This window comes from Paraburkholderia sp. GV068 (genome assembly GCF_003058125.1).
GTDB lineage: Bacteria > Pseudomonadota > Gammaproteobacteria > Burkholderiales > Burkholderiaceae > Paraburkholderia > Paraburkholderia graminis.
Map to the genome: position 1 here is coordinate 80,325 of NZ_QBUB01000007.1, position 26,067 is coordinate 106,391.

At 61.3% G+C, this 26,067-nt stretch carries 23 protein-coding genes and 1 pseudogene; 15 read left to right on the forward strand and 9 right to left on the reverse strand.

Features of this window, described 5'->3' with window-relative positions; genetic code table 11:
* Positions 1-2 precede the first annotated feature (2 nt).
* Positions 3-2,138 (reverse strand): hydantoinase/oxoprolinase family protein, encoded by a 2,136-nt coding sequence (locus tag C8K18_RS16185; protein WP_258196141.1) that lies wholly within the window; start codon positions 2,136-2,138, stop codon positions 3-5.
* A gap of 216 nt (positions 2,139-2,354) precedes the next feature.
* Here C8K18_RS16185 and C8K18_RS33725 point away from each other — a divergent pair.
* Both C8K18_RS33725 and C8K18_RS16190 read left to right on the forward strand, forming a co-directional pair.
* Positions 2,355-2,513 (forward strand): annotated as a pseudogene (locus C8K18_RS33725) (LysR family transcriptional regulator); the annotation flags it as partial.
* A 105-nt stretch (positions 2,514-2,618) separates the two neighbouring features.
* On the forward strand, positions 2,619-3,290 hold the full coding sequence (locus C8K18_RS16190; protein WP_006051008.1) for a LysR substrate-binding domain-containing protein: 672 nt from the start codon (positions 2,619-2,621) through the stop codon (positions 3,288-3,290).
* Positions 3,291-3,369: 79 nt separating this feature from the next.
* On the opposite strand, the gene C8K18_RS16195 is transcribed toward C8K18_RS16190, so the two are convergent.
* The 6 genes from C8K18_RS16195 to C8K18_RS16220 all read right to left on the reverse strand — a co-directional run bounded on the left by C8K18_RS16195 (position 3,370) and on the right by C8K18_RS16220 (position 11,084).
* Entirely contained in the window at positions 3,370-4,263 is an 894-nt protein-coding gene (locus C8K18_RS16195; RefSeq protein WP_244230984.1) for an MBL fold metallo-hydrolase, read from the reverse strand.
* A gap of 84 nt (positions 4,264-4,347) precedes the next feature.
* On the reverse strand, positions 4,348-5,307 hold the full coding sequence (locus C8K18_RS16200; protein WP_107708289.1) for a hydroxymethylglutaryl-CoA lyase: 960 nt from the start codon (positions 5,305-5,307) through the stop codon (positions 4,348-4,350).
* Between the two features lie 42 nt (positions 5,308-5,349).
* On the reverse strand, positions 5,350-6,717 hold the full coding sequence (locus tag C8K18_RS16205) for an MFS transporter (RefSeq protein WP_107708291.1): 1,368 nt from the start codon (positions 6,715-6,717) through the stop codon (positions 5,350-5,352).
* A gap of 72 nt (positions 6,718-6,789) precedes the next feature.
* Positions 6,790-7,605 (reverse strand): enoyl-CoA hydratase-related protein, encoded by an 816-nt coding sequence (locus C8K18_RS16210; RefSeq protein WP_006051012.1) that lies wholly within the window; start codon positions 7,603-7,605, stop codon positions 6,790-6,792.
* A gap of 861 nt (positions 7,606-8,466) precedes the next feature.
* Complete coding sequence (locus C8K18_RS16215; protein ID WP_107708293.1) at positions 8,467-9,585, reverse strand: FAD-binding oxidoreductase; 1,119 nt, start codon at positions 9,583-9,585, stop codon at positions 8,467-8,469.
* A gap of 107 nt (positions 9,586-9,692) precedes the next feature.
* Positions 9,693-11,084 (reverse strand): MFS transporter, encoded by a 1,392-nt coding sequence (locus C8K18_RS16220; protein ID WP_029969331.1) that lies wholly within the window; start codon positions 11,082-11,084, stop codon positions 9,693-9,695.
* Between the two features lie 120 nt (positions 11,085-11,204).
* On the opposite strand from C8K18_RS16220, the gene C8K18_RS16225 reads away from it, so the two are divergent.
* Positions 11,205-12,074: a LysR family transcriptional regulator gene (locus tag C8K18_RS16225; RefSeq protein WP_006051015.1), complete on the forward strand. Its 870-nt coding sequence runs from the start codon at positions 11,205-11,207 to the stop codon at positions 12,072-12,074.
* A 24-nt stretch (positions 12,075-12,098) separates the two neighbouring features.
* Here C8K18_RS16225 and C8K18_RS16230 read toward each other — a convergent pair whose 3' ends face one another.
* The gene (locus C8K18_RS16230; RefSeq protein WP_006051016.1) at positions 12,099-12,884 is read right to left on the reverse strand and encodes an IclR family transcriptional regulator; all 786 of its coding nucleotides are present in this window, start codon (positions 12,882-12,884) and stop codon (positions 12,099-12,101) included.
* 192 nt (positions 12,885-13,076) lie between these two features.
* Between C8K18_RS16230 and C8K18_RS16235 the strand changes: the two genes are divergently transcribed.
* Together C8K18_RS16235 and C8K18_RS16240 are read left to right on the forward strand one after the other, a co-directional pair.
* Positions 13,077-14,360 carry an MFS transporter gene (locus C8K18_RS16235; RefSeq protein WP_029969330.1) on the forward strand — a complete coding sequence of 428 codons (1,284 nt, stop codon included), beginning with the start codon at positions 13,077-13,079 and terminating at the stop codon, positions 14,358-14,360.
* Between the two features lie 4 nt (positions 14,361-14,364).
* Positions 14,365-14,811, forward strand: coding sequence for a type II 3-dehydroquinate dehydratase (locus tag C8K18_RS16240; protein ID WP_006051018.1), 447 nt, complete (start codon positions 14,365-14,367; stop codon positions 14,809-14,811).
* Between the two features lie 12 nt (positions 14,812-14,823).
* On the opposite strand, the gene C8K18_RS16245 is transcribed toward C8K18_RS16240, so the two are convergent.
* A complete protein-coding gene (locus tag C8K18_RS16245) occupies positions 14,824-15,744 on the reverse strand; it encodes a helix-turn-helix transcriptional regulator (RefSeq protein ID WP_107708294.1) in 921 nt (306 codons plus the stop codon).
* Between the two features lie 233 nt (positions 15,745-15,977).
* On the opposite strand from C8K18_RS16245, the gene C8K18_RS16250 reads away from it, so the two are divergent.
* The 10 genes from C8K18_RS16250 (at position 15,978) to C8K18_RS16295 (ending at position 26,063) form a co-directional block, all read left to right on the forward strand.
* Positions 15,978-17,132 carry an ABC transporter substrate-binding protein gene (locus C8K18_RS16250; RefSeq protein ID WP_107708296.1) on the forward strand — a complete coding sequence of 385 codons (1,155 nt, stop codon included), beginning with the start codon at positions 15,978-15,980 and terminating at the stop codon, positions 17,130-17,132.
* Positions 17,129-18,703: a sugar ABC transporter ATP-binding protein gene (locus C8K18_RS16255; RefSeq protein WP_107708298.1), complete on the forward strand. Its 1,575-nt coding sequence runs from the start codon at positions 17,129-17,131 to the stop codon at positions 18,701-18,703. The genes C8K18_RS16250 and C8K18_RS16255 overlap by 4 nt, the downstream gene beginning before the upstream one ends.
* The gene (locus C8K18_RS16260) at positions 18,687-19,640 is read left to right on the forward strand and encodes an ABC transporter permease (protein ID WP_053857966.1); all 954 of its coding nucleotides are present in this window, start codon (positions 18,687-18,689) and stop codon (positions 19,638-19,640) included. The genes C8K18_RS16255 and C8K18_RS16260 overlap by 17 nt, the downstream gene beginning before the upstream one ends.
* Positions 19,637-20,608, forward strand: coding sequence for an ABC transporter permease (locus C8K18_RS16265; RefSeq protein WP_053857965.1), 972 nt, complete (start codon positions 19,637-19,639; stop codon positions 20,606-20,608). The genes C8K18_RS16260 and C8K18_RS16265 overlap by 4 nt, the downstream gene beginning before the upstream one ends.
* A gap of 56 nt (positions 20,609-20,664) precedes the next feature.
* Positions 20,665-21,735 carry a 2,3-butanediol dehydrogenase gene (locus tag C8K18_RS16270; protein WP_029969320.1) on the forward strand — a complete coding sequence of 357 codons (1,071 nt, stop codon included), beginning with the start codon at positions 20,665-20,667 and terminating at the stop codon, positions 21,733-21,735.
* A 4-nt stretch (positions 21,736-21,739) separates the two neighbouring features.
* Entirely contained in the window at positions 21,740-22,648 is a 909-nt protein-coding gene (locus C8K18_RS16275) for an NAD(P)-dependent oxidoreductase (protein ID WP_107708300.1), read from the forward strand.
* Between the two features lie 29 nt (positions 22,649-22,677).
* Complete coding sequence (locus C8K18_RS16280) at positions 22,678-22,962, forward strand: YciI family protein (protein ID WP_006051026.1); 285 nt, start codon at positions 22,678-22,680, stop codon at positions 22,960-22,962.
* Between the two features lie 20 nt (positions 22,963-22,982).
* Positions 22,983-23,846, forward strand: coding sequence for an intradiol ring-cleavage dioxygenase (locus tag C8K18_RS16285; RefSeq protein WP_107708302.1), 864 nt, complete (start codon positions 22,983-22,985; stop codon positions 23,844-23,846).
* Entirely contained in the window at positions 23,843-24,922 is a 1,080-nt protein-coding gene (locus C8K18_RS16290; RefSeq protein ID WP_107708304.1) for a maleylacetate reductase, read from the forward strand. Before C8K18_RS16285 ends, C8K18_RS16290 begins: the two co-directional genes overlap by 4 nt.
* A gap of 70 nt (positions 24,923-24,992) precedes the next feature.
* Positions 24,993-26,063: an SDR family oxidoreductase gene (locus C8K18_RS16295; RefSeq protein WP_006051029.1), complete on the forward strand. Its 1,071-nt coding sequence runs from the start codon at positions 24,993-24,995 to the stop codon at positions 26,061-26,063.
* Positions 26,064-26,067 lie beyond the last annotated feature (4 nt).

A 26,067-nucleotide genomic window follows, 5' to 3' on the forward strand; every position in this document is an offset into this window, starting at 1 on the left:
GTTCAGGCCGCCAGTTCGATCACAAGGTTCAGGTCGTCGTCGACGCGTGCTGTATGCGATTCTTTCAGGACCGCGCAACTGCTGTGCTCTTCGATGACGGCCGGGCCGTCGATCTGGGCGCCGACCGGAAGCCGGCTGCGAGCAAAGACCGGCAAGGCCCTGACAGTTCCATCGATGTACACATCGCGTGTTCGCACAGGAGTAACCGCTGCTTCCTCATCCGAATGCGCGACGCCGCCTTGCCAGCCGCTCGTCGCAATGAGTTGCAGCCGCAAGTTGGCGACCATGATCGTCTTGTCCTTGCTTACGAAGTTCCATAGACGCTGATGCGCCGCCTCGAAGTCGCTCGCGAGCGCAGCGCACGATGCGCCTTCCGGGACGTCTACCGTGATGACATCCGGTTGACCGACGTAGCGGCAATCCGCGAGACGCACAGCGCGGGTCGCATTTGCCTCGACACCGTGGCGCCCTGCTTCGCTTCGCCCGAGCGCAAGCAGTTCGCTGAATTCCGCGTGCAGTCTTTCGTCGCCGAGCTGGGCGAGGTCGCATTCGACCGGGCGTTGATAGTCGTACTGCTGGTCGGCGACCATCATGCCGAACGCGCTGAAGAGGCCCGGCAGCGGCGGAATCACAACGCGGCGAATCCCCATTTCATGAGCGAGGTCTACCGCATGTACAGGGCCCGCGCCGCCATAACAGATGTACGAGAATTCACGCGGGTCGTAACCCCGCTCCACCGTCATGATGCGGACCGCCTGCGCCATCAGTGCGTTGGTGACGGAGCGAACCGCCTGCGCCGCCTCCGGCACGCTCATGCCCAAAGGCCTGGCAATGACTTCGTCGACGACGCGCCACGCCACCTTGGCGTCCAGCTTGAATTCGCCCCCGAGAAAATTGTCCGGGTCGATATAGCCAAGCACGAGATTGCAGTCGGTGACGGTCGGTCGGGTACCGCCGCGGCCATAGCATGCGGGACCCGGGTCGGCGGCGGCGCTCTCGGGTCCGATGCGTACGCCGCCACCCGCGTCGATCCAGACGATGGAGCCGCCGCCCGCACCCACGGAGTCGATGTCGATGCTGGGAGAGCGCACTGTGTAGCTGTGCAACAGGCTTTTGTTCCGGATCTCCGGTCTGAAGTCGCGGATGAGCGAAACGTCGAACGTCGTGCCGCCCATATCGCCAAGAATCGCATTGCGCAGGTTGCCCCGCTCGCAATTGCGGATTGCAGCGCTAACACCGCCCGCAGGCCCCGACTCGAGCAGCACGATCGGACGGTCAGCGACGCGCGCCGGGCTCGCGAGCCCACCGTTGGATTGCATGAACAGAAACTTGCCGGCAAAGCCAAGCTGCGCAAGCGCATCCACCAGACGGCCGATGTAGCGCCCGCACACCGGTCCGAGCATTGCGTTAATGACGGTCGAACTGGTCCGCTCGTACTCCATGGCTTCAGGGTTGACTTCGTGCGAGGCGCACACGAACCGGTCCGGCAGCATTTCGCGCAGCGCGCCAACGGCAGCCCTTTCATGCTCGGGATTGACGTGCGCGTGCAGGAAACACACAGAGACCGCTTCAACGTCTGAGTCACGGATGTGCGCGGCGATCTGCGTCAGTTCCTCGTGCGAGAGCGCTGTCTCGACGCTCCCATCGAAACGCAGGCGCTCCGTTACCTCCAGTCTCCAACGACGCTCGACCAGCGCCCTTGGGTTGTCGAACAGCAGGTCGTACAGGTCGGCACGGTCGTGACGGGATGCACGCCTCAATTCAAGAATGTCCCTGAACCCGCGCGTGGTGACCAACGCAGTTTTCGCGCCCGTGCCTTCGACCACCATGTTCGTGGCCATTGTCGTTCCGTGGCCAAGGAATGAAATATTGCCGCTCTTCGAGCCCGAGATTTCGAGAATCCTTCGAAAACCTTCGACCGTCCCCAGGACGCGGTCTTTAGGCGTCGTCGGCACCTTGGTCGACCACACTTTTCCGGTCGAGTCGTCCACCATGACGACGTCGGTGAAGGTCCCGCCGACGTCTATTCCTATTCGTTTCACGCTTCGTTGTCTCCGTTGACAAACATGAGCCTCCTCGAATACCGGTCGGACGTCGACGAGCCATTCGCGGAATGAGCCTCCCGGCGCCGTCTGCATGCATCGAGGCGGAAATCGCGAGTACACTGCGCGACAGTGATTCGCGTGAGTTATCGCCTGGCGTCGAATGCATCGTGTGATCCGTCCGAATACGTTGCATCGACGTGCGCGCCTTGCAGATCGCGTACTCGTCCACCGGCAAGTCCAGTGTACTGATGCGTCGTCCAAGGCAGATAATGAAAGGTTCGAATCAGGTGAACGTCTGAGGTTATATCCGTGATAACCAGTAACGATGCGATTCTCAGGCGCCTTCGGGGAGCCCACATTGCGCTGCTGATCGCGCTCGACGACCACGGGTCTTTGCGCAAGGCAGCGCAGCAGATCTCCTTGTCGCAGCCGGCGATAACCAAATCGCTGCAAGAGCTCGAAGCCATATTCGGTGTTGAACTGTTTTCCCGCTCGCCACGTGGGATTGTTCCCAACGACCTGGGGCGATGCGTGATACGTCACGCACGAACGCTTCGGGCGGACGTCGGAACGATGCGCGATGAGATGGCGGCAATCCTGCGAGGCGGCGGCGGAACACTCGCCGTTGGCGCAGTGATGGGCTCGTTGCCGGTGTGGCTGGCGCCTACTGTAAAAGCGCTACGCGAGAGTCAGCCCGATACCTCGATCGAGGTATGGGAAGACAACAGCGCGCGGCTGCTCGCCATGCTCGACCAGCGGCTGCTGGACCTCGTGATCGGGCGGTCCAGTGTCAGCGTTCATCCGGAGGCCTACGACTTCATTCCGCTAGAGGTGGAAGAGATATGCGTGGTGGTAGATGGCGCCGACCCTCTGGGCGACAGAACCGGCGTGCAACTAGCCGACATTATTGGTAACCCGTGGATCGTTCCGCAGGCAACACTGCCGATGCGGTCACTCTTCGAGCAGCTTCTCGATGACGAAGGTCTCGGCTTTCCACGCTACGCGATGGAAACCTCGTCCACCTTCGCCACACTCGCTCTGCTCCAGACCGGAGGCGGCACGGTGGGCCTGATACCTCGCAAGGTCGCGGAGTATTTCGCGGTGGGCGGGCTCGTAAAGATATTGCCGATTTACATCGAGCGGCGTGGAGCGCCATACGGCATTGCAACGCGTCGTGGCGCCACGCTGACGCAACCTGTGTTGAAGTTCATCGAACTTTGCCAGAGCCGCATCGCACAAAAGTGAGGGGCGGTTATTCACGGCTAATCCCGGCTCACGATAGGCGCACGCAATCTGCGTCTTGCGCGCGCATGCCCTCTACTGCTTATTCCTTGTCGAAAGCAAAGCGGAAGCTGTCACCGTGGCTCACCACGCGACCGGCCGTTGGCGACGGGAAGTGAGCCGTCAGGATTTTCGTTGACGTGTCCGCGTAGCGGCTCATCACACCCAGCCGCGCCTGATGGGCCAGCCCGGCGTCGAAATCCGCCGCGTTCGGGAGCGAAGGGTCGACAAACTGGATTGGATGGTGGATCACGTCGCCGGTCATTACGGCATGTTCGCCATGCTCATGCCCGACATGAATCAGCACATGGCCCGCAGTGTGGCCCGCTGCCGGAGTGAACCACACATTCTCGCCGAGTTCGTGCTCGAACGAATGGTCCATTTCGACAAACCTCGCCTGGCCGTGTTCGACGACAGGCAGCACGCTATCGACGAACGAGCCGCGATTCACCGGCAATTCAGGATTCGACTGATGCAGTTTCATCAGATGGTCGTACTCGGTGCGCGAGAAGATGTATTTCGCACGCGGGAAGGTCGGAACCCAGCGGCCATCTTCTAGACGAGTGTTCCAGCCGACATGATCGGTGTGCAGATGCGTGCACATCACGTAGTCGATGTCTTCCGGACGGATGCCCAGCGCCGCCAGGTTATCGATGTATGGCGTCTGCAGGTTGCTCCATGCCGGCATCGACGGACGTTGCTTGTGATTTCCGTTGCAGGTGTCCACAAGAATGGTGTGATGGCGCGTTTTGACAACGTAGCTGTGGAAGCTGAGATACAGCTTGAGGTCGGTCGGTTCGATCAGGCGCGGACCGAGCCAGCTGCGCTGCTCCTTCACGAAGTCGCGCTCGACCGTGGGGAAAAGCCAATTCGGTTCAAACTCCAGGCTATCGATCTCGCTGAACTTGCTGATCTCGACGTCGCCGATTTTCTGCACGTGCACTGCGTTCTCCTTCTTCCGCTTCAAAAACATTTCATGCCGGGGCGCGGACCGACGCGCACACGTGGCAATGCATTACCGTCACTGCCCCGCCGGGAACATCTCCGCCTCGCGCAGATCGAATGTCTTGGGAACGCCTGCTCGCGCAATGGCACCCGTGAACGGCTCACCTGGTAACCAGCCCGCAATCGTCTCCCTGATTGCAAGCAGCGCATCGATATTTATGCCCGTATCGAACCCTTCGGATTCCAGGAGAAAAATAGTGTCTTCGGTATTGATGTTCCCAGTGGCATTCGGCGCGAACGGACACCCGCCAAGACCGCCTAGCGAAGAGTCGAAGCTGCGCACACCGGCATCGAGCGCGGCGACAACATTGGCAAGACCGAGGCCCCGGGTGTCGTGGAAATGACAGGCGACCGGCACATCCCTGGTGATCGCGAGAACCTCGCGCATCAGCGCCTTCACCTGGCGGGGATTCGCATAACCGACCGTATCGGCAATCGTGATCTCGTCAGCGCCTGCTTCGAGGAGTGTTTCCACGAGACCGAGCACCCCGCTTTCTTCGACGCGGCCGGAGATCGTGCAGCCGAACGCGGTCGCCACGCCCGCGCCGAGCGTGATTCTGCGCGCTGTGCGTTCAACGGTGTCGCGCTCGAGGACAATCCGCGCGAAGTCTTCCACTGACTCCGCCGTCGTCCGGCGCACATTTTTCAGGTTGTGTTCGTTACTTGCCGACAGCACGTAATGCACCTTGCTCAGACCGACTTCAAACCCGCGTTGCGCCCCCTTCAGATTCGGAACCAGCGCCGCAGCGTGCAGTCCGGTTATATCGAGCGCGCCCCGAGCCACTTCCACTGCATCGGCAAACTGCGGGACGATTTTGGGAGGCACGAACGACGTCACTTCGATTTCGACCGAGCCGGCCTCCACCATTCGCCGGCACCACTCCAGCTTCTGCTCTGTCGACAGAATCGTCCGGACCATTTGCAGGCCATCGCGCAGCCCTACTTCCCGCACTGTCACCTTTTCACGCGTCGTCATTCCTGAATCTCCTTCGTCACCAGATGACCGCATGGGCATCTGTCAAAGCATTACGTTCGCTGCCGCGGAGTCGTCCAGCCTGTCAGCGGCAAGCTCCTCGAGCGACCTGGCACCCGTCGTTTTCGGAGCGAGCACAATTGCAGCAAGCGCGCCGATGAGCATGAGCAGGGAGATGGCGCCGAGTCCTCCAGCCATGCTGTTGGTCGCCGTCTTGATCGAGCCGATGATCATGGGACTGACAAACCCTCCGAGCAGACCGATACAGTTCACGACGGCGACTCCGCCTGCTGCTCCGCTGCCGCGGATGTAGTCCGTCGAAATCGCCCAGATCAGAGGATTGGGCGCAAGAATCCCCGCCGTCGCGATCGAAAGCGCCACCAGCGACCATGCAAGGCTGCCGTGAATCAGACCCGCCGCAAACAGACCGAGGGCACCGATAATCATCGTGATGCCACAGTGCCAGCGGCGCTCCATCGTGCGGTCGGAGTTCCAGTTCATCCCGATCAGCGCAATCCAGCTCACAAAGTACGGAATGGCCGAATAGATACCGATTTCTAGCGGACTCGTCAGCCCCGTACTCTTGATCAGCGTGGGTAACCAGAAGCCGATCGCAAACACACCCGCAATCTGTGCAAACCAGACGAAGCCCATCACATACACGCGTGGGTCGCGAAGTGCATTCATGAAGGTGTGTTCCGCGTGCGTCCCGCTCACACCTGAACTGTGCTTCAGGTCCGCGAGAATCTGCGCCTTCTCGGCGTCACTCAGCCACTTTGCTTTTTCGGGGCCGTCGTCCAGGAAGAAAAATGCGGCAATGCCAAGGAAGCTTGCCGGCAAGCCCTGTACGATGAACATCCATTGCCAGCCATGCATGGCGCGGATGCCCTCCATGTGCGTCATCAGCCAGCCGGACATCGGGCCGCCAAGCAACCCGGCTATGCCCGTTGCACAAGTGAAGATAGCAATGGCTTTGGCACGGCGCTCGACGGGGTACCAGCGCGTCAGATAGAAAATGATGCCCGGATACAGACCGGCTTCGGCAAGACCGAGCAGAAAGCGTACGGTGTAGAAATGCGACGGGAGGGTCACGAATGCGGTCGCCGCAGCCAGGATGCCCCACAGAACCATGATTCGCGAGAAGGTCCGCTTTACGCCGATTCTCGTCAACAGAAGGTTGCTCGGCACTTCCATCAGCACGTAGCCGAGAAAGAAAATGCCTGCGCCAATGCTGTAGGTGAAGTCGCTGAAGCCGACGTCGTGTTTCATGTCGAGCTGCGCGATTCCGACGTTCACACGGTCCAGGAAAGCGAACACGTAACAGAGGAACAGGAAAGGAATCAGGCGCCGCGTGATTTTTCGATATGCTTGCTCTGCCAGCGGACTAGCCGCGGCACTGATGGGCGAGTTCATGCATGTCTCCTCCGGCGAAAGGCCGGTTAGTTGGCCGCCACGCGCGACTGGCGGCTTTCCTGTGCGGTGCGGCTAGCGTCCCTTGAAGACAGGCTGCCGCTTCTCGTTATATGCACTGATACCTTCGAGACGGTCTTGCGTCGGGATGAGCCGGTTGTAGGCTTCTATTTCGATGAAGAGACCCGTGTTCAGATCGCTTTGCATCCCGAGGTCGATCGCCTTCTTTGCCTGCGCAACTGAAAGAGGTGCGCTCGTGCAGATGTCACGGGCGGCTTCGATCGCGCGTGCCAGCACCTGGTTCGGCTCGTACAACTGGTTCACGACACCCCACGCGAGCGCTTCTTCCGCTGAGAACTTCGAGCCGCGAAAAATCAGTTCTTTCGAGCGTCGCGTACCGATCGTGCGAGGAAGCTGCTGGGTACCACCGCCCCCCGGCATGATTCCGCGTTTCACCTCTGTAAATCCGAAGACGGCCTGATTCGATGCGTAGGCGAAATCACACGCCAGCAGCAGTTCGAGGCCGCCTGCAACTGCCGATCCATTGACGGCGCAGATAAGAGGAATCGGGCAATGGGTGATTGCGCGCACCATGCGTTCGAACAGATAGTGCTGCGTGCCGAACTGCTCGTCCGTCATGCCTTCGCGTTGCTTGAGATCCGCTCCACCGCAGAAGGCCCGCTCGCCCGTACCCGTGAGAATCGCGCAACGATATTGAGTGGGGTCGACCTCCAGCGCACCGAAGACCTTGATCAGCTCCTGGCCCATTGGTGTGCTGATTGCGTTCGACACTTCTGGACGGTTCAACCGGATCACGAGAATCTGGCCATCGATTTCTTCAAGCGCCAACGTCCTGATCGTGGCCGGGTCGAGGTGTTGAGCTATCTTCAATGTGACTCCTGATGCGTATCTATCAATGAAAAACTGCACCGGCGAGACGTGGGCTGCTCACCGCTCCGATGCCTGTCACTACTGGATGCGGGCAGCGCCGAGCGCAACGGCGCCTGATCGTTTCATGTTGTGAGCGGATCAGCAGGCCGGAACCATTTCCCTGATATCGGTAAGCTGCACGGTCACGGACTCGGCGACTGATAGCCGCGCCTCGCACTGACAACCGAGTGTACTGATGCGCCCTATGTACGGGTAATGAAACGTTGCAATCACGTGAACGTAATAGGTTATATCCGTGATAACCAGTAGCGATGGCCCGGCACTGGCAAAGAATCTTTCCCCGTCTATCGGACAAGTGCGACGAAAACAGGCGTATCGCATGCCGCACGGGCCGCATCGAAGTCAGCCGCCGCGCGATCGTACTCAGCTATTGGTGAGTCCATTTCAGCCTTAAGCGCAGGCGTAGGGGTAGGCGTAGGAACGTAGTTCATCTGCGGAATTTGCCGTCCAACCCGCACTTGTTCTTGAGCCTAACAATGCAGCGTGTTCGCGCACCGCTGCTTATGTTGAAGTGCTGCGTTGCTCATGATTTTCCGATCTCAGTTTGCCACCGGCACGGCGCTCATGATCGCCACGCTCGTTACCTTCGGTTTTCACGGCCGCGACAATCGCGTTCGTCATGGTTTGGTTTTCCTGGCGTGCCTCAGTCCAGGATTCAATCCAACACCGGACGCCGCCGGATAGACGACGTCCGGTCTCCCGAGCAAAGGTTGAGCGGAGCGGGCGGCCGCGCGGCCTCGGCAGGTTCATCCACCGAGGCCGCTTCATGGCGATGCGCCTGGGCAGACGTCAAAGCATTGCTTAGCCGACAAAGCGCTCTGAGCGATAGGGGTCCAATAGCTTCACAGTCACGCCGTCAAGCAGTTCCGTGGTGATCAGTTGCGACAATCCGGCTGCCAGACTAATGCCTGCGTTCGTCGTAATAGAAAGCACGCCGGGAAGTTCTTTAGAGCGGCTCACGACAGGCAACCCGTCAGCCGGAATGACGCGACGCGTTTCGGTGACTTTCTCGACAATGGCGTTCTTCAAACCTGGTAGCACTCGGGCGGCGACACGCACGAGCTCCTCCGGGTCGGGCGTGCTTGGATCTCCAACGGGTGAACCGGAGAAGTGCTTGGCGATGACCACGCGACCGTCGATGCGCTGAATCGCATGAACGTGTGCGCCAAGAATGACCGAATCGAAAAGCCGCGGCAACGGCGCGAGGTGGACGACGCTGCCCGTGCTGTGGATGAGCGGTGCCTTAAGCCCCGTACCTTCGACGAGCTCCGGGTTCGCAATGCCGCCCGCGAAGATGAGAATATCGGCCTCGCGCTTGCCACTTCCGCTCCGGATTTCGTAACCGCCCGCCGTCTTCGTAAAGCCCTGATACGCGTCGTGCGGCGAATACTGCGCCCCGTGTGCGACCGCGGCCTCGAGCATCATTGACGTCAGTTGCACAGGCGACATCATCCCTTCGTCAGGCGTGTAGAAAATATCCGTCTCGGCGCCTGGTTCAAACCCCGGCTCAATGTCGCGTGCCTCGGCCGTGGTGACGCGATAAGTCGGGCTGCCCCACCGCAGGCGCCGGTCGAGTTCCGCCGCGAGTTCCGCTGCCTCAGCGGTATCCGGCTCGGCGCTTTGCAAGCAGCCAGACCAGCGGATCGGCAGACCGTCGATCTCGCTTTGCAGATAACGCCAGCGCAAGTGCGACAGTCGATGCAGATTGAAGTAATGCTGCGCGCCGACTTCGCCGAGCGAGTCCGCGTTGCGGAACTTCGTCTGGTTCGTAATCCACGCGAAGGATCCCGATGTCGCGCCTTTCGCGACCTCGTGCTTGTCGAGCACGGTCACGCGCGCGCCGCGTTTCGCGAAATCATAAGCGAGCGTGGTGCCGATGATGCCTGCACCGATGATGACCACTTTAGGTGCCGAATTCATAGAGTGCCTCTTTTCGTTGATGCAAATAGCGTTGCCAAGGTGAGATTCTTAAAATTTGAGTTTCCGTGGCTCCCCAGTGTCAAGGAAGGCTGCGCCGTTCCTACCGGTCAGCTGCGAGCCTCTCTTCGCTGCAGAGCGTGTTCGCCGGCGCTCGCGTCCACCGTCGGAGCGTTTGCCGCGCCAAGCGACACATGACGGGTCTCGGGAGCCATGCGAGCAGATACGAGCAGGCCAACCAGGCTGATCCCGCCCGCGATAAGCAGACCAGTCGCGCTTCCGAAATGGACGAGTACCGTAGGAAGGAGGAAGGTTCCTGCCGCGGCTCCGATGCGGCTCGCAGACATGGCGAGTCCCATACCGGTTGCTCGAAGGTCAGTCGGGAAAATCTCGTTCGGGTAGATGAACTGCAGCCCGGAACCGGCAGCTTCGGCCACCGTGAAGAGAATGAATAAACCAATCGCAACAGTGGCAATGCCCGACATCGGCGTCGCGAGAAGAAACAGCGCGAGCGTTGCAAGAACGAATGAGGCAAGACAAAGCGTGCGTCGACCGACCCGGTTGACGACGAACATGCCGATCGCGGTTCCGACGATCGCAAACGAAATGATTACGAGCGAGCCGGCGAGTGGCCTGGTGACGCCGAGCGACTTCAGCAACATCGGTTGAAACGTCTTGATTGCGAACGAGGGCGCAATCTGGCACATCCAGAAGATCGAGCAGAACACCAGCATGCGCCCATAGCCCCGCGAAATCAGTTCGCGGATTTTTGACAGTCCGAGGCCACGCCTTGAAGTGCTGACACGCGTCTCAGCAACGAGCGCATCAAAGTCAACCTGGGGCCCAAGATGCTGTTCCACGATGCCACGCGCCGCCTCTACCCGTCCTACGGAAATCAACCAGCGCGGCGACTCGGGGATGTTAAGGCGCAGCAGCAGGAAAAGTGCTGAAGGGATGGCAGCGCTCGCAAGAATGTAGCGCCATACACCGCTTTCGCTACCGCTCACGATCAAACCCGTTGCAAGGCTTAACGTGTATCCGACCCAGAGCAGAAGCACGAGGCTCGCGAGAACCGGCCCGCGAAGCTTCCGGGGCAGGAATTCAGCTGCGAGCGCGGTGGCGATGGGATAGTCCGCGCCCAGCGCAACCCCCATGATGAAACGAAGGATGAAGAGCGTCGTCACGTCATGCACGAACAAGTGCGCGAGTGAGCAGATAACGAATACGGCGAGATTGAGCACATACATCTTCTGGCGGCCGAAGCGGTCCGTCATTGGTCCGAAAACGACGCCACCCGCGAACATGCCAATGAGGCTGGACGCGCCGATCAGACCGATCTGCAGCGCGCTCAGCGCGAGATCCTTTGCAATGAACGGCAGCGCTACAACAATGATCCCTAGCAAATAGCCGTCGCAGAACGGCCCCCCTGCCGCCACAACGGCAATCCTCCTGTGGAAGCGGCTCGTAGGTAAATCTTCGATGCCGACGAGTGTCTTTGCCATATGTGCCTCCAAACCTTGCCGAATCAGATGACGGAGATGTTGTTCTGTTCGAGTAGGCTAAGGTTCGGCACAATATCGGTCAATGTCGGATTTTATTCACCGAATATCGAAGGGCTAAATATGTTGTTTAGCGAGGAGATCAACACATTCCTGGCGGTGGTCCGCTCGGGAAGCCTGCTTCAGGCGGCCGAGATCGTATCCACGACGCAGTCGACTGTCTCGTATCGGATCCAGTCCCTCGAGCGCCGGATAGGACATCTGCTGTTGCTGCGCTCGCGGGGAGCGCGGGGCATATCGCTGACCGCCGAAGGTGAGCGGTTTCTCGACATTGCCGAGCGCTGGAAAATGCTCGAAGTCGAGGCTGAGCAACTTCAGGGCAATCAGGTAAGACACCTTGCCGTCGGTTCGGTCGACGCGGTTGCGATCAACGTCCTTCCGCCGTTTATCGCTGCGCTCTGCGACGAGACACCGCCCGTTCGTCTGCACATGGAAAGTTCGCGCTATTTCCAGCTCGCTAACCGCGTTGCATCTGGTCACCTGGACGTAGCCTTCACACTGACCCCGTCCGAACACGTCGACCTTGTCTCAAGAAAGCTCCGCGATTACGCGATGCTTGTGGTCTATGCTGCGTCGGGTAAGACATCTTTGCCTGAAGCGCTCGACATGACGGATCTCGACCCATCGAGAGAAATTCATTTGCCGTGGTCGCCTCAGTTCGATTTATGGCGCATTCGGCGCGGGTTTTCGCGGCACGTAAATTGGGTTGAGAAAGCACACATGCTCGCGCCGATGCTCAGAAATGCGGCGTGGGCAATCGTCCCGAGTTTTTTGACGGCGCCATTGGCGAAGGAGACCGGATGCACGATCCACCGGATCGCGGTAGATCCCCCCGAGCCCCTTTCTCTTTTCATGATTTCGCGCAAACAGAGTAGCGACGCAACCAGACGTCACGAGCAACTCATCGAAATGGCGCTCGCCGCCCTCGACTGATTGGGTGATTTTTCGAGGAGTCGATCACCCCTTCCCAAGCGGCGGCCGACCAGGAAACCCGGCCATGTTGCTCAACTGCGCAAGTTCGTTCGCAGCCTCGCGCAGCGGCACCGAGTACTCGTGAATCTTTTCGGCGGTCAGCCGCACCCGCGGCCCCGCCAGACTGATCACGCCCACGCAGCGCGAGCCGCTCACCACGGGCACCGCCACCGCCGACATGCGCGGCGCAAACACCTCGTCGATCATCGCGTAGCCGCGCACTCGCGCAGCGTGCAGGAAACCGAGCAGTGCCTTGATCGTGGTCGGCGCATTCGGCCCGAACTCGTTCGGCTGACCGAAGCCCTGCTTGATAACCAGCGCCACCGCCTGCTCGTCGGTCATTGTCATGAGCCACGCGTGACCGGTCGACGTGCATGACAGCCGCGCCGCGTGGCCCATGTCGGGATCGTAGCGAAAGCCGACGCGCTGCCCGTCCGCCTTGCCGACCCAGATAATGGCGTCACCGTCGACGAGCGACAGCCGCGCCAGTTCGCCGGTCTTTGCGGCGACGCGCTCGATAATCGGCTGGGCGATATCGGCAATGCCGGTGAGGCTCAGAAACTCGAGTCCGTTCGACGTCATCCGCATGGTCAGGATATAGCGGCTGTGATCGACGAGCTGCCGCACATACCCGCCTTCGACGAGGTCCGTGAGCAGACGGTGGCACGTGCTGCGCGGCAGGGACAAGGCGTCGGCAATCGCCACGAGGCCTGCGCCCTCGCCTTGCGAGGCCAGCCAATCGAGAATCCTGAGACCGTTCTTCAGCGACATGTCGCGTCCGCTTCCATCATGTGAAAAGCAGTTCCAGCGTGGAACGCCTCGTTTGGAGAGCGCAAACAATAGCATTTGTTCGTCGCCAGAACGAACGTTTCAACACATCGGGATTGAGGAGACAACATGTCGTCGTTCGCAGATTCAGACTCAGACGTGGCCGCGGGGAAACAGTCCGCGCAGGCCCATTTGATGGCGCGCCGCGCGGTAGCGGGCGCAACCGTCGGCACCGCACTCGAATGGTTCGACTTCGCGCTGTATGGCGTGGTCGCGGCCACGATCTTTCCAAAGCTGTTTTTCCCTTCACTCGACCCGACCGCGTCGCTGCTCGCATCGCTGGCGAGTTTCTGGGCGGGGCTCGCCGCACGGCCGCTCGGCGCGGTGATCTGCGGGATGCTCGGCGACCGCTGGGGACGTCGCAAGCTGATGCTGATCACTGTCTCGGTGATGGGCGTGTCGTCGTTTCTGATGGGCTTGCTGCCCACTTACCAGCAGGTCGGCATTCTCGCGCCGACGTTGCTGGTGTCGCTGCGTATCATCCAGGGCTTCGCGCTCGGCGGCGAATCGACCGGCGCGCAACTGATGGCAGTGGAGCACGCATCAGCCAACCGGCGCGGCTGGTATTCCGGACTGCTTGGCATCTGCTCGCCGCTCAGTCAGATTCTCGCCAATCTCTCGCTCTTTACGATGGCCGCCCTGCTTTCATCGGACGACTTCAACGCCTGGGGATGGCGCGTTCCGTTCCTCGCAAGTTTTGTCCTCGTGCTGCTCGGCATCTACATCCGCAGGAAGGTCAGCGAGACACCGGCCTTCGAGGCGCTCAAAAAGACGGGCGCTCCGGTGCGCGCCGCCAATCCGCTCGGCACCGTCTTCAGGTATCACTGGCGCACCGCCCTTCGCCTGACGCTGTTCTTCTGCGGCCCCGCTGCGCTCTTCTATCTGATCGTGGTCTTCTCGCTCAGCTACCTGACGAAACATTTGGGCGTGCCCAAGCAAACCGGCTTCATGCTGCTGATGGTTGCAAATGTCTGCGCGATTGCCGGCGCGCTGCTGGGCGGCTATCTGAGCGATCGGATCGGACGCAGGCGTGCGCTGATGATCGGCTCGTTCTGCACGCTGATCTGCTGCCTGATCTATTTTCCGGTTCTGAACCAGAACTCGATTGGCATGACGATGGCGGTGATGGGCGCCTTCCTCGGCTTCACACAATTTCAGAGCGGCATCCAGCCGGTCTGGTTTGCCGAGTCCTTTCCGACCGAGGCACGCTACACCGGCTCTGCCCTATCGTACTCGGGCGCCAACCTGCTCACCGGCGGGCCGATGCCGATTGTCGCGGTGGCGCTGCTCAATGCATTTCACGGTTCTCCGTGGGCCATCGTCGCGGTGTGCGGCTCGCTGAACCTGCTCTCGTTCCTGATGATCGCGATATCGCGCGAAACCAGAGGCACCGCGCTCGAAAGCTCTTCTACACATTGAAACCATGACCCGCAAACTCTATATCCTCAACGGCTCCAATCTGAACATGCTGGGCGCAAGAGAGCCCCATATTTACGGCAGCACCACGCTCAAGGAGATCGAACAGAACTGCCTGACGTTGGCCGACACGCTCGAGTTCGACTGCGTATTCCGTCAGACCAACAGCGAAAGCCAGTTGATCGACTGGATTCAGGAAGCATTCCTGCAGGACGCCGCGCTCATCATCAATCCGGCGGGCTTCTCGTTCGGCCGGATTCCGGTGCTCGACGCAGTCAAGCTGATTCGCCGGCCGGTGGTGGAATTGCACATCACCAATATCCATAAGCGCTCGGAAGAATACCGTCACTCGACCATTTCGGTGGCGGCCACCGCCGTGATCTGCGGGGCCGGCGCAAACGGCTATTTGCTGGCGATCCGCGCAGTCGACGATCTGTGGGGCAGCCCGACTTAAGCCAGTCCTTTCTTATCCGCGATGTCCTGCTTTCGGTGCCCGTGCTTTCCGAAAAGTATCGAGTACCGTGGCAGCCGGAAATGGAATGGCATCGACGTGGCCGGTTCTCATCAACGCCTCGATACGCTGCGCCGTATCCGTCGACGGCGCGGGCGTATAGACCATGATGCGCATGCCGGGCGCGTCCGGCACCTCGAGCGACAGCGCATCGAGTTCGAGCACGCCCGCAACGGGGTGCTCGATAACCTTGCGCCAGTCGCTTCGCTTGAGCACCTCATGCTCCGCCCACCAGCGGCAGAAGTCAGCATCGGTATCGTTCAGTTCTTCGACGAGATCACGCAAAAACACTTCACCCGACGGGCGAAGAATATAGTCGCCGCGAAACTGCGCAAGCACGCATTTTGCGTAGGCATCCCAACCTTGAAAGAGCGAGCGCGCACCGTCCTGCTGGAATGTGAACCACAGCAGATTGCAGCGGCCCGCAGGCATCTTGCGGAAATCGGTAAACACACGCACCGCCGCTTCGTTCCACGTCACATAGTTCCAGTTGCCGTCAACCACGTAGGACGGCATGTTGCCGAGCTGATCGAGCATGCGTCGAACGGTATCTGTCACGTTTTGAGCAATCGGATACGGACCGGGCGGCGTGTAGTGGTTGGCCAGTTCGAACAGATGTGTGCGCTCGTGCGGCGATAGCTTCAACGCATTCGCAAGACTTTCGATCGTCTTGAACGACACATTCACTTCCCTGCCCTGTTCGAGCCACGCATACCAGGTGACGCTGATGCCGGCGCGCTCGGCCACTTCTTCGCGCCGCAGTCCCGGTGTCTTGCGACGGCTGCCGCTTGGAAAGTCGATGTCCTCGGGTCGAAGACGGGCGCGACGCGTCCTCAGAAAATCGGCCAGTTCGTCCAGACGCTGCTGCTTTTCCATGTTTCGTGTCCTCCTGCGTTCCCTGTTACTGCCATTACTAGTAATGGCAATTGCTAGATGCGCTCCGTCAACCATGCGACATTGGCGCCGTCGGGAAGCACGCTGTATCCAGCATCGGTAACGCCAGATTATAGAACTCGTTACCCGCGTAGGTGCCAGCCAGCCGCGTCGAAAATTAGCGGCCACAACGCGTGCGTCTCCCGACAGATATCAGAACATTTACGGAGACATTCATGCGTCGTTCGACCCGCTTTCACCGTGCGAGCGTATTCGCCGCCGCGGCCTTCATTCTGACAGTTTCGTGTGCCGCGCGTGCGGACTACACCGGTGCGCCGCGTACGTTTCTGTTCAATCCCGCCGTGCAGATTCCGTTCGCCGACACGGCGAAGTTCAAGAAGAAGCCGCCCTATGTGATCGGTTTTTCGAATGCGGGACTCGGCGATAGTTGGCGCGTCGTGATGCAGCACTCGCTGATGAAGGCGGCGGCCGACCATCCCGACCAGATCAGGCAACTGCTGATCACAAACGGAAACATGGACGACGCCAAACAGGCCGCCGACATTCAGGATCTGATCTCGCGCGGCGTGGATCTGCTGATTGTCAGCGCGAATACGCAGAAGGCACTCGACCCCGTTGTCACGCGTGCGATGAAACAGGGCATACCCGTCGTGATGGTCGACCGGCGCATTTCATCCGACAACTTTGTTTCGTTCGTGACGGGCTCCGACGCGATGATGGGCCGTGTGTGGGCGCAATGGATCGTCGAGAAGTTGCATGGCAAGGGCAACGTCATCATGCTCGCAGGCCAGGCGGGGTCGAGCGTCAGCGCTGACCGCGAGGCGGCCGCGCACGAAGTGTTCTCGCAATACCCCGGCATCAAGGTGCTCGACACGGTGTATTCCGACTGGAGCCCCGTGAAGGCCAAGCAGCAGATGCAGGCCATGATCGCGAAGTACGGGCACAACATCAACGCCGTGTGGTGCGCACACGGCTTGCCCGTCGCGGGCTCGATCGAAGCGTTCGTCGCGGCCGGATTCAAGCCAGGCGAAATTCCGCCGCATACGACAGCCGATCTGAACGGCCCATTGCAACTCGCGTTGAAGTACAAGATTCCGATGCTCGAGATCGGCTATCCGCCTTCAATGGGCGGCACGTCGCTCGATGTCGCGCTCAAGGTGCTGCAAGGTCAGCCCTTGCCCAAGATCTACGAGATCAGTCCGCAGATCGCATTGACGCGTGGCGACGAAACGGCATCGGTCCCGCATCCCGACCAGTACATCGATCAGGTGGTCGACGCGAAGGGTCCGCCCGACAAGATCATCGACGGCGGCATGGGCGCGGACTATAACCCGTCGACCTTCAAGATCAAGTTGCCGGGTGAAAAATGAACCAGCCCACATCCAGTCCGGCAGGCGAAAGCCTGGACGCGCAGCCCGACGTGATCGAGGTCACCGGCATCACGAAGCAATTTCCTGGTGTAAAGAGCCTCGATGCCGTGAACTTCGGTGTGCGTAGCGGTGAGATTCACGCACTCGTCGGCGAGAACGGCGCAGGCAAATCGACGCTGATGAAAGTGCTTGCGGGTGCCTATGTCCCCGACGAAGGCGCATTGCGATTCGAAGGTCAGCCAATGGTGTGGAAGTCCCCCGCCGACGCAAAGGCGCACGGCGTTCACATCATCTATCAGGAACTCGTGCTGTTTCCGCAATCGAGCGTGGCGCAGAACATCTTCGCCGGAATCGAGCCGCGCACGCGGCTGGGCACGATCGACCATCGCGCGATGAACGAACGCGCCGCCGCCTTGCTGCACGAACTCGGCGTACAACTCGATCCGCGCGAGCGTGTCGGCGCGCTTTCGGTCGCCAGTCAGCAGATGGTCGAGATCGCGAAGGCGATGGCCAGCGAGATACGAGTGCTGATACTCGACGAACCGACAGCAGTCATCGCGGGCAAGGAAGTTCAACTGCTGTTCGCACGGCTGCGCGTGCTGCGCGAGCGCGGCGTCGCGATCGTCTATATCTCGCATCGGCTCGATGAAATCTTCGAACTGTGCGACCGCGTGACCGTCATGAAGGACGGCCGCAAGATCGGCACACAGCCCGTTTCCGAAACGACGCGCGCCGATCTCGTGCGCATGATGGTCGGCCGCGAAATGAAGGACATCTATCCGCCAAAGCCCACGCTGCAACCGGGCGGCACGGTGCTGATGAAGGTCGAAGGGCTGCAGGTCGGCAATCGCGTATTCGATGCTTCGCTTTCGGTACGCGCCGGCGAAATCGTCGGGCTCGCCGGCATGGTCGGCTCCGGCCGCACCGAACTCGCGTCGGGCGTATTCGGCGCGCTGCCCGCGCGCGGCACGATCGAAGTGCGCGGCGCGCGCCATACGCGCATGACACCGGCAACGGCAATCCGCCTCGGCCTCGGCTTCGTCACGGAAGACCGCAAGTCCGAAGGCTTGCTGATGTACCTGAACGTCGCGCAGAACGTCACGGCGACAACGCTCAAGCATGTGTCCCGTTTCGGATTGCTGAAAGCGAAACACGAGCGAAGCGCGGGCGCCGATGCAATCCGCGAATTCGGCATTGCGGGCGCGCGCCCCGCGGGCAGCGTCGCGACACTGTCGGGCGGCAATCAGCAGAAGGTGCTGATCAGCCGATGGGTGCGCGTGTGCACCAGCGTGCTGATTCTCGACGAACCGACCCGCGGCGTCGATATCGGCGCGAAGGCGGAAATCTATCGCCTGATGCGCGAACTGACGAATCGGGGACTCGGCATCCTGATGATCAGTTCCGAGTTGCAGGAAGTGATCGGCATGTCCGACCGCGTCCTCGTGATGCGCGAAGGACGCATCGCGGGCGAAGTCAGCGGCAACGAGATGACCGAGCACGGCATCATGGCGCTCGCGACCGGCGGCGGGCAATTCGTTCGAACGGGAGGCGCACATGCATTCGCTCATTAGGCGTCATGTTCCGCTGAACGCAGCCGCGTATATCGTGGCCGGTTTGATCGTCATGCTGTTCGTCGCCGGGGCCAGCGTGAATGACCGCTTTTCGACGCTGTCCAATCTGCTGAACGTCCATCAGCAGGCGACGGGACTTGCGCTCGTCGCACTGGGGCAGACACTCGCCGTGCTGACGGGCGGCATCGATCTGTCGGTCGGCTCGCTGATCAGCGTGTCGGCCACGCTCACCTCCGGTTTGTCGGAAGCCACACAAGGCGGATGGGCCGTGGCGATCGCAGTGGCGATTGCGCTGTCCGTCCTCGTGGGATTGGTCAATGGCCTGCTCGTGCTCTGGCTGCGCGTGCATCCGCTGATCGTCACGCTCGGCATGGGCGCGGTGCTGCAAGGCGGCATTCTGTACTACGCGAACGGCCCGGCGGGCGGCGTGCCGGACGGCTTCGACGCACTCGCTTACGGCCGCTACGCCAACGTGCCCGTGACCGCCACCGTCGTGCTGCTGCTCTACGGCTGCGTATCGTATTTCATGCGCAATACGCGCCTCGGGCGATACGTCTACCTCGTGGGCGACGACGACAACTCGGCGACGCTGTCGGGCATTCCCCGCAAACGCGTCATTCTGTTCGTCTACACGTTCTCGTCCCTCTGCGCGGGTCTCACGGGCATCTATCTGGCTGCCCAGTTCGGATCGGGTCAACCGTATCTCGGCGCCAACTACACGCTCGCGTCGATTACGCCGGTTGTGGTCGGCGGCACGATTCTGAGCGGCGGGCGCGGCGGCGTCATCGGCACGCTGCTCGGCGTGTATCTGCTCAGCATGCTCAACAACCTGATCAACTTCGCGGGCGTGCCGTCGCAGTATCAGCTTATCGTGCAGGGCGTCGCGATCATTGCCGCCGTCTGCGTGAATGTCCAGCAGAAACGGAGGCTCGCATGAACTCGGTTGCTCCACGCACGGACGCCTCGCCTGCGCGCAAGCTCTCGCTCGGTGTCGCGCGACGCTATGGAATCTATCTGTTTCTCGTGGCGCTGATTGCGCTTTCGGGTGCAAGGTCGCCGACGTTCCTTCGTGCCGACAACGTCGTCAACATGCTGGTGCAGTTCGCGCCGCTCGGCATCGTCGTGATCGGCCAGGTGTTCGTGATTCTTGTCGGCGGACTCGATCTGTCGGTTGCCTCGGTGATGGCCACGGCAGCCGTCATCGCCACCGCATTCGACGACACCAACCATTCGGCGCCCGCCATCTTCGGCGTCACGCTCGTGTTGTGCATCGGCGCCGGTCTGCTCAACGGCCTGCTCGTGACGAAGCGCCAGGTGTCGCCGTTTCTCGCGACATTTGCCACGGCGGTCGTGCTCGACGGCCTGCGCTTCGCCTATACGCAAGGCGCGCCTTCGGGCAACGTGCCACCGCTTTTTCACACGCTGGGAACGGGCTCGGTCGCGGGCGTGCCCGTCAACGTGCTGTTGCTGCTCGCGTGCGCGATCGTGTTCGGCACGCTGCTGCATCTGTCCACCTTCGGGCGACGCGTGTACATGGTGGGCGGCAATGCCGTCGCCGCGAGACTGGTCGGCGTGAGCCCCGACACCGTGCGCATCGCGTGCTACGCGATCAGCGCGCTGCTTGCCGGGCTGGCGGGGCTGATCCTGTCGGGCTATGTCGGCATCGTCGACAACTGGGTGGGACGCGGCTTCGAGCTCGATTCGATCGTCGCCGCGGTGATGGGCGGCCTCGCCCTTTCCGGCGGCCGCGGCTCGCTGCCAGGCGGACTCGCGGGCGCAGCGATTCTCGTCGTCGTCTTCAACATCGTGCTCTTGATCGGCATGCCCGTGCAGGCGCAGATCATCGTCAAGGGCGTCATCATCATCGGCGCATCCGCGTGCTACGTGAGCCGCCGGCAGCGCTGAATTTACCCATTCACACGAGGCCATACGAAATGGCCCGGCTAACCAAGGAGTCGAACATGAGAGCAGTGCGTTTTCACTGTGCGCACGATGTCCGGGTCGAAAACGTACCGGACCCGACGGGCATGGGCGCGAACCAGATGATCGTCAAGCCGCTGTGGTGCGGCATCTGCGGCACCGATCTGCACGAGTATCAGGCGGGGCCCATCGTGGTGCCGACCGAACCGCATGCGCTGACAGGCGCGAAAGCGCCTCAGGTGCTTGGCCATGAATTCAGCGCGGAGGTCGTCGAAGTCGGCAAGGACGTGAAGAACGTGCAACGCGGCGACCGCATCTCGGTGATGCCGCTCGCGTCGTGCGGACAGTGCTATTACTGCGCGCGCGGCATGCGCCATCTGTGCTCGAAAATGGGCTGCGTCGGGCTCAGTTGGGACGGCGGCGGAATGGCCGAATACACGCTGCTCAACGACTATCACGCGAACCGCTTGCCCGACACCGTGAGCGACCAGCAGGGCGCGCTGATCGAACCGGCCGCTGTCGCGCTGTATGCCGTCGACCGCGGCGGCGTCACGGTCGGCTCGACCGTGCTGATTACCGGCGCAGGCCCGATCGGCGTACTTGCCGCCCTCGCCTGCCATGCAGCGGGCGCCACGAAGATTTTCGTGAGCGAACCCAATGCGGCGCGAGCCGACAAGATGGCCGGCTTCGGCGTCACGACCGCAATCTTCGATCCATCCGACGGCGAACTGCCGCAAAAGATTCGCGACCTGACAGAAGGCGTCGGCGTGGACGTGGCGATCGAATGCGCGGGCAACCAGCATGCGCTGAACGCATGCGTCGACGCGGTGCGATCGGCGGGCGCTGTGGTTCAGGCGGGTCTGCACGTGGGCACAGCGAGCGTCGACCCGATGAAATGGTCGCTGAAGGACATCCGGATCGAAGGCACATGGTGTTACCCCGTCACGATCTGGCCGCGCATCATCGGCATGATCGCGAACGGCAAGTTCCCGGTTGAAAAGCTCATTCACGATCTGATCGATGCCGACGAAGTCGTCGAGAAAGGCTTTGACGTACTGAGCGACAAAGGCAGCGACAAGATGAAGATTCTCATCAATCCCCAGACACGGTGACGACATGCCGCACACGCAAGAGAAGCAACACACACAAACGGTAGGCTGGATCGGGCTCGGCAAGATGGGGTCGCCCATAGTGCGCAATCTGCTCGCCGCGGGGTTCGACGTGACCGTGTACGACGTCGATACAGGACGCGTCGACGAGGCCGTTGGACTCGGCGCGCGCCGTGCAGAGGATGTCGCGAGTGTCGCGCGTTCGGCACCGCTCGTGTTCTCGATCATCCCCGACGACGACGTATTGCGTAAAGTCGCGCTCGGCACACATGGCGTGATCGAAAATGCGAACGACGGCGCCGTTTATATCGACATGAGCACGGTGTCGCCCACGGCATCGGGCGAAGTTCGCGAAGCAGCGCGTAAGCGCGGCGTCGGCTACATCTGCGCGCCGGTATCGGGCAGCACGGTCCTTGCCGGCAACGCGCAGTTGACGGTATTCGCATCGGGCGCGAAAGAGGCATACGGGCGCGCGTTGCCCGTCTTCCAGGCCATGTCGGCGCGTCAGTACTATGTCGGCGAAGATCAGCAGGCACGTTATCTGAAGCTCGCCATCAATCACCTTGTCGGCTCGACGGCCGTGCTGCTTGCCGAAGCCTTGACGCTCGGCACGAAAGGCGGCCTCGACTGGGCCGAGATGCTCGATGTGATCGGCGACAGCGTCGCGGCATCGCCGCTCGTCAAATACAAACTCGATCCGCTGAAAAAACGTGACTTCTCTCCCGCGTTTTCTTCGCGGCAGATGCTCAAGGACATGTCGCTCGTGGTCGACGCCGGCGTCGAAGCCGGCGTCCCGATGGCAGCCGCGGCACTCGTGCGCGAGCAGTTTTCGCACTACGCCCAAGGCGATGGAGCGGAACTGGACTTCTTTTCCATCGTGCGTGCTGTCGAAGCACAAGCCGGCCTTACCCGCTAAGTACGCTTTCACCTTACTCCGGAGTCACGATGCACTACACCGTCTACTGCCTCGACCACGACAACATGGTCGAACGCCGCCTTGCCCATTACGAAGAACACAAGGCGTACCTGGCCACGTCGCCAGTCAGAATGGTCATGTCGGGCCCGCTGCTGGCCGGCGACGAGGAAACGATGATCGGCAGTTTCTTTCTTTTCGAAGCCGACGAGATCGGCGACGTGATGCGCTTTAACAGCAACGACCCGTTCAACAAGGCTGGAATCTGGCGTACCGTCGATATCCGCCCGTTCCTCAAGCGCGTCGACAACCGCTAGGCAGATCAAGGAATCGATTCATGCGAAACCTCGACGAAAACACCATCACGGATGCCGTTCTTGCACGCCACGAACACGCACCCGATGAGCGGCTGAAGACGATCGTCACGAGTCTCGTGCGGCATCTGCACGACTTCGCCCGCGAAGTCGGCTTGAGCGAACGCGAATGGGAAGCCGGTATCCGCTTTCTCACCGAGGTCGGCCATATCACCGACGAGCGCCGTCAGGAATTCATTCTGCTGTCGGATACGCTCGGCCTTTCGATGCTCGTGACCGCGATGGCGCATCGCAAGCCTCAAGGCTGCACGGAAGCCACGGTTTTCGGGCCGTTTTTCGTCGACCATGCGCCCGAGTATCGCGACGGCGACGACGTGGCCAACGGCGCGCGAGGCGAACCGTGCTTCGTGTCGGGCGTGGTGCGCGGCCGGGACGGCGAACCGGTGAGCGGCGCACGCATCGAAGTCTGGCAGGCGGACGCCGATGGTTTCTACGATGTCCAGCACAGCGACGCCGACACGCACCGCGCGCGCGGCGTGTTGCATAGTCTTTCCGATGGGCGCTATCACTTTCGCTCGATCGTCGCGGTGCCCTACCCGATTCCGCACGATGGTCCGGTGGGGCGAATGCTCGAAGCGCTGGGGCGCCATCCGTGGCGCCCTGCGCATCTGCATTTCATGATCACGGCGCCCGGCTATGAACGGCTCGTCACGCACGTGTTCCGCGACGGCGATCGTTACCTCGATTCGGACGCCGTGTTTGGCGTGCGCTCGTCGCTGATTGCGCAGTGGATTCATCACGAGAGCGGCACGGCGCCCGACGGCACCGCAATGACGACGCCCTTCAGCACCCTCGAATTCGACTTTGTCTTGAGCCGATCGTCATGATTGCCTTCACCTACACCAGCCGGCCCGGCCGCATCGTGTTCGGCGCGGGAGCGATCGAGCGCGTCGCGGAGGAACTCGACGAACTGTGCATCCGGCGCGCGCTCGTGCTCTGCACACCGGAGCAACGTTTTCTCGCCGACCGCGTGCGCAGGATAGCCGGCGAGCACTGCGTGGACGTGTTCGATCGGGCTGTCATGCATGTGCCCGTCGAAACCGCGCAGGAAGGCGTTGCGGCCGCGCTCGCAGCGGGCGCCGATGGACTGGTCGCGGCGGGCGGCGGGTCGACGCTGGGGCTCGCAAAAGCCATCGCGCTGGAAACGTCGTTACCGATCCTCGCGATTCCGACGACCTACGCGGGCTCCGAAGTCACGCCGATCTACGGCATGACGTCCGCCGGTGAGAAAAAGACCGGCAAGAGCTACCGTGTACTGCCGCGCACCGTGATCTACGACGCGTGCCTCACGCTGACCTTGCCGGCAGCGCTGTCGGCAACGAGCGGCCTCAACGCGATCGCGCACGCCGCCGAAGGGCTCTATGCGCAGGACGCCAATCCCGTGATGTCGCTCTTCGCGGAAGAAGGCATCCGCAGTCTCGCGCATGCGTTGCCGCGCATCGTCGAACAGCCGGACGACATCGCGGCACGTGAAGCCGCCCAGTACGGTGCATGGCTATGCGGGACCGTGCTGGGGAGCGTCGGCATGGCGTTGCATCACAAGCTGTGCCACACGCTCGGCGGTATGTTCGATCTGCCGCACGCGGAAACTCATGCGGTGATGCTGCCGTACTCGATGGCGTTCAATCTGCCGGCAGCGCCAGCGGCACACGAACGTCTGTGCAGAGCGCTCGATACGCCGGAGCCCGCGACCTCGCTCTACGAGCTTGGCCGCTCGCTTCATGCGCCGGCGTCTCTCAAAGCGCTGGGCCTGCGCGCAGCGGATATTCCGACGGCTGCGGCCGCCGCAATGCAGGCGCCGTATTACAACCCCCGGCCACTCTCATACGAAGCGGTACACCGCTTGCTCACTTCAGCTTTCGACGGCATGCGGCCCGACAGCCGCACGTTCGAAAGCGTATAAGCGCTTCCCTTACCGAAGCGCGGCTCCGCAAATACTCCTGCAAACAGACACTTTTCAATTTCAATTCGCTATGAAAAAACGGGCACTCATCATCGGCGCGACGGGCATCGTCGGCGGCAATCTCGCGCAACATCTACTCGCGTGCGGAGACTGGGACGTGACAGGTCTTTCACGCGGCCGGAGCGCAGCGAATCGCGCGATGGAATCCGTCACCGCCGATCTGACTTCCGCCGCATCCGTCGCCAATGCGCTACAGGGCCGGCAGTTCACGCACGTTTTCTTTACTGCGTGGTCGCGACAGGCGACCGAGCGCGAGAACATCGAAGTGAACGGTGCAATGGTCCGTCATGTACTGGACGCGCTGGGACCGTCCGGCACGCTGGAACATGCGGCTCTCGTCACAGGGCTCAAGCACTACCTCGGACCCTTCGAAGCGTATGCGCAGGGCACTGTGCCGCTTACGCCGTTTCGCGAGGAACAGGGCCGCCAACCCGTCGACAATTTCTATTACGAGCAGGAAGACCGGCTGTTCGAAGCAGCGCGTCAGTACGGCTTTAACTGGAGCGTGCATCGGCCGCATACGATTATCGGCTTCGCGCTCGGCAACGCGATGAACATGGGCGTGACGCTCGCCGTGTACGCGACGCTGTGCAAGGAAACGGGACAACCGTTCATGTTTCCCGGTTCGGCCGCGCAATGGAACGGTCTCACGGATATGACCGACGCGCGCCTGCTTGCGCGACATCTCGAGTGGGCTTCAACGTCGCCCGCCGCGCGCAACGAGGACTTCAACGTTGTGAATGGCGACGTGTTCCGCTGGCAATGGATGTGGTCGCAACTGGCGCAGTACTTCGGCATCGAGCCTGCGCCTTTCGACGGTGAGACGCGTCCGCTCGAACATCGCATGCAGGGAGCCGGCGAACAATGGGCGACAATCGCGGCCCGCTATCAATTGAGGGAAGCGAGCATCGAAAAGCTCGTGTCGTGGTGGCACACCGACGCCGATCTCGGACGTCCGATGGAAGTTCTGACCGACATGAGCAAGAGCCGCAAAGCCGGCTTCCTCGACTATCAGAGCACGCCGGATGCCTTCTTCGCACTCTTCGACAAACTGAAAGAGGAACGCGTCATACCTTCGTAGAGGG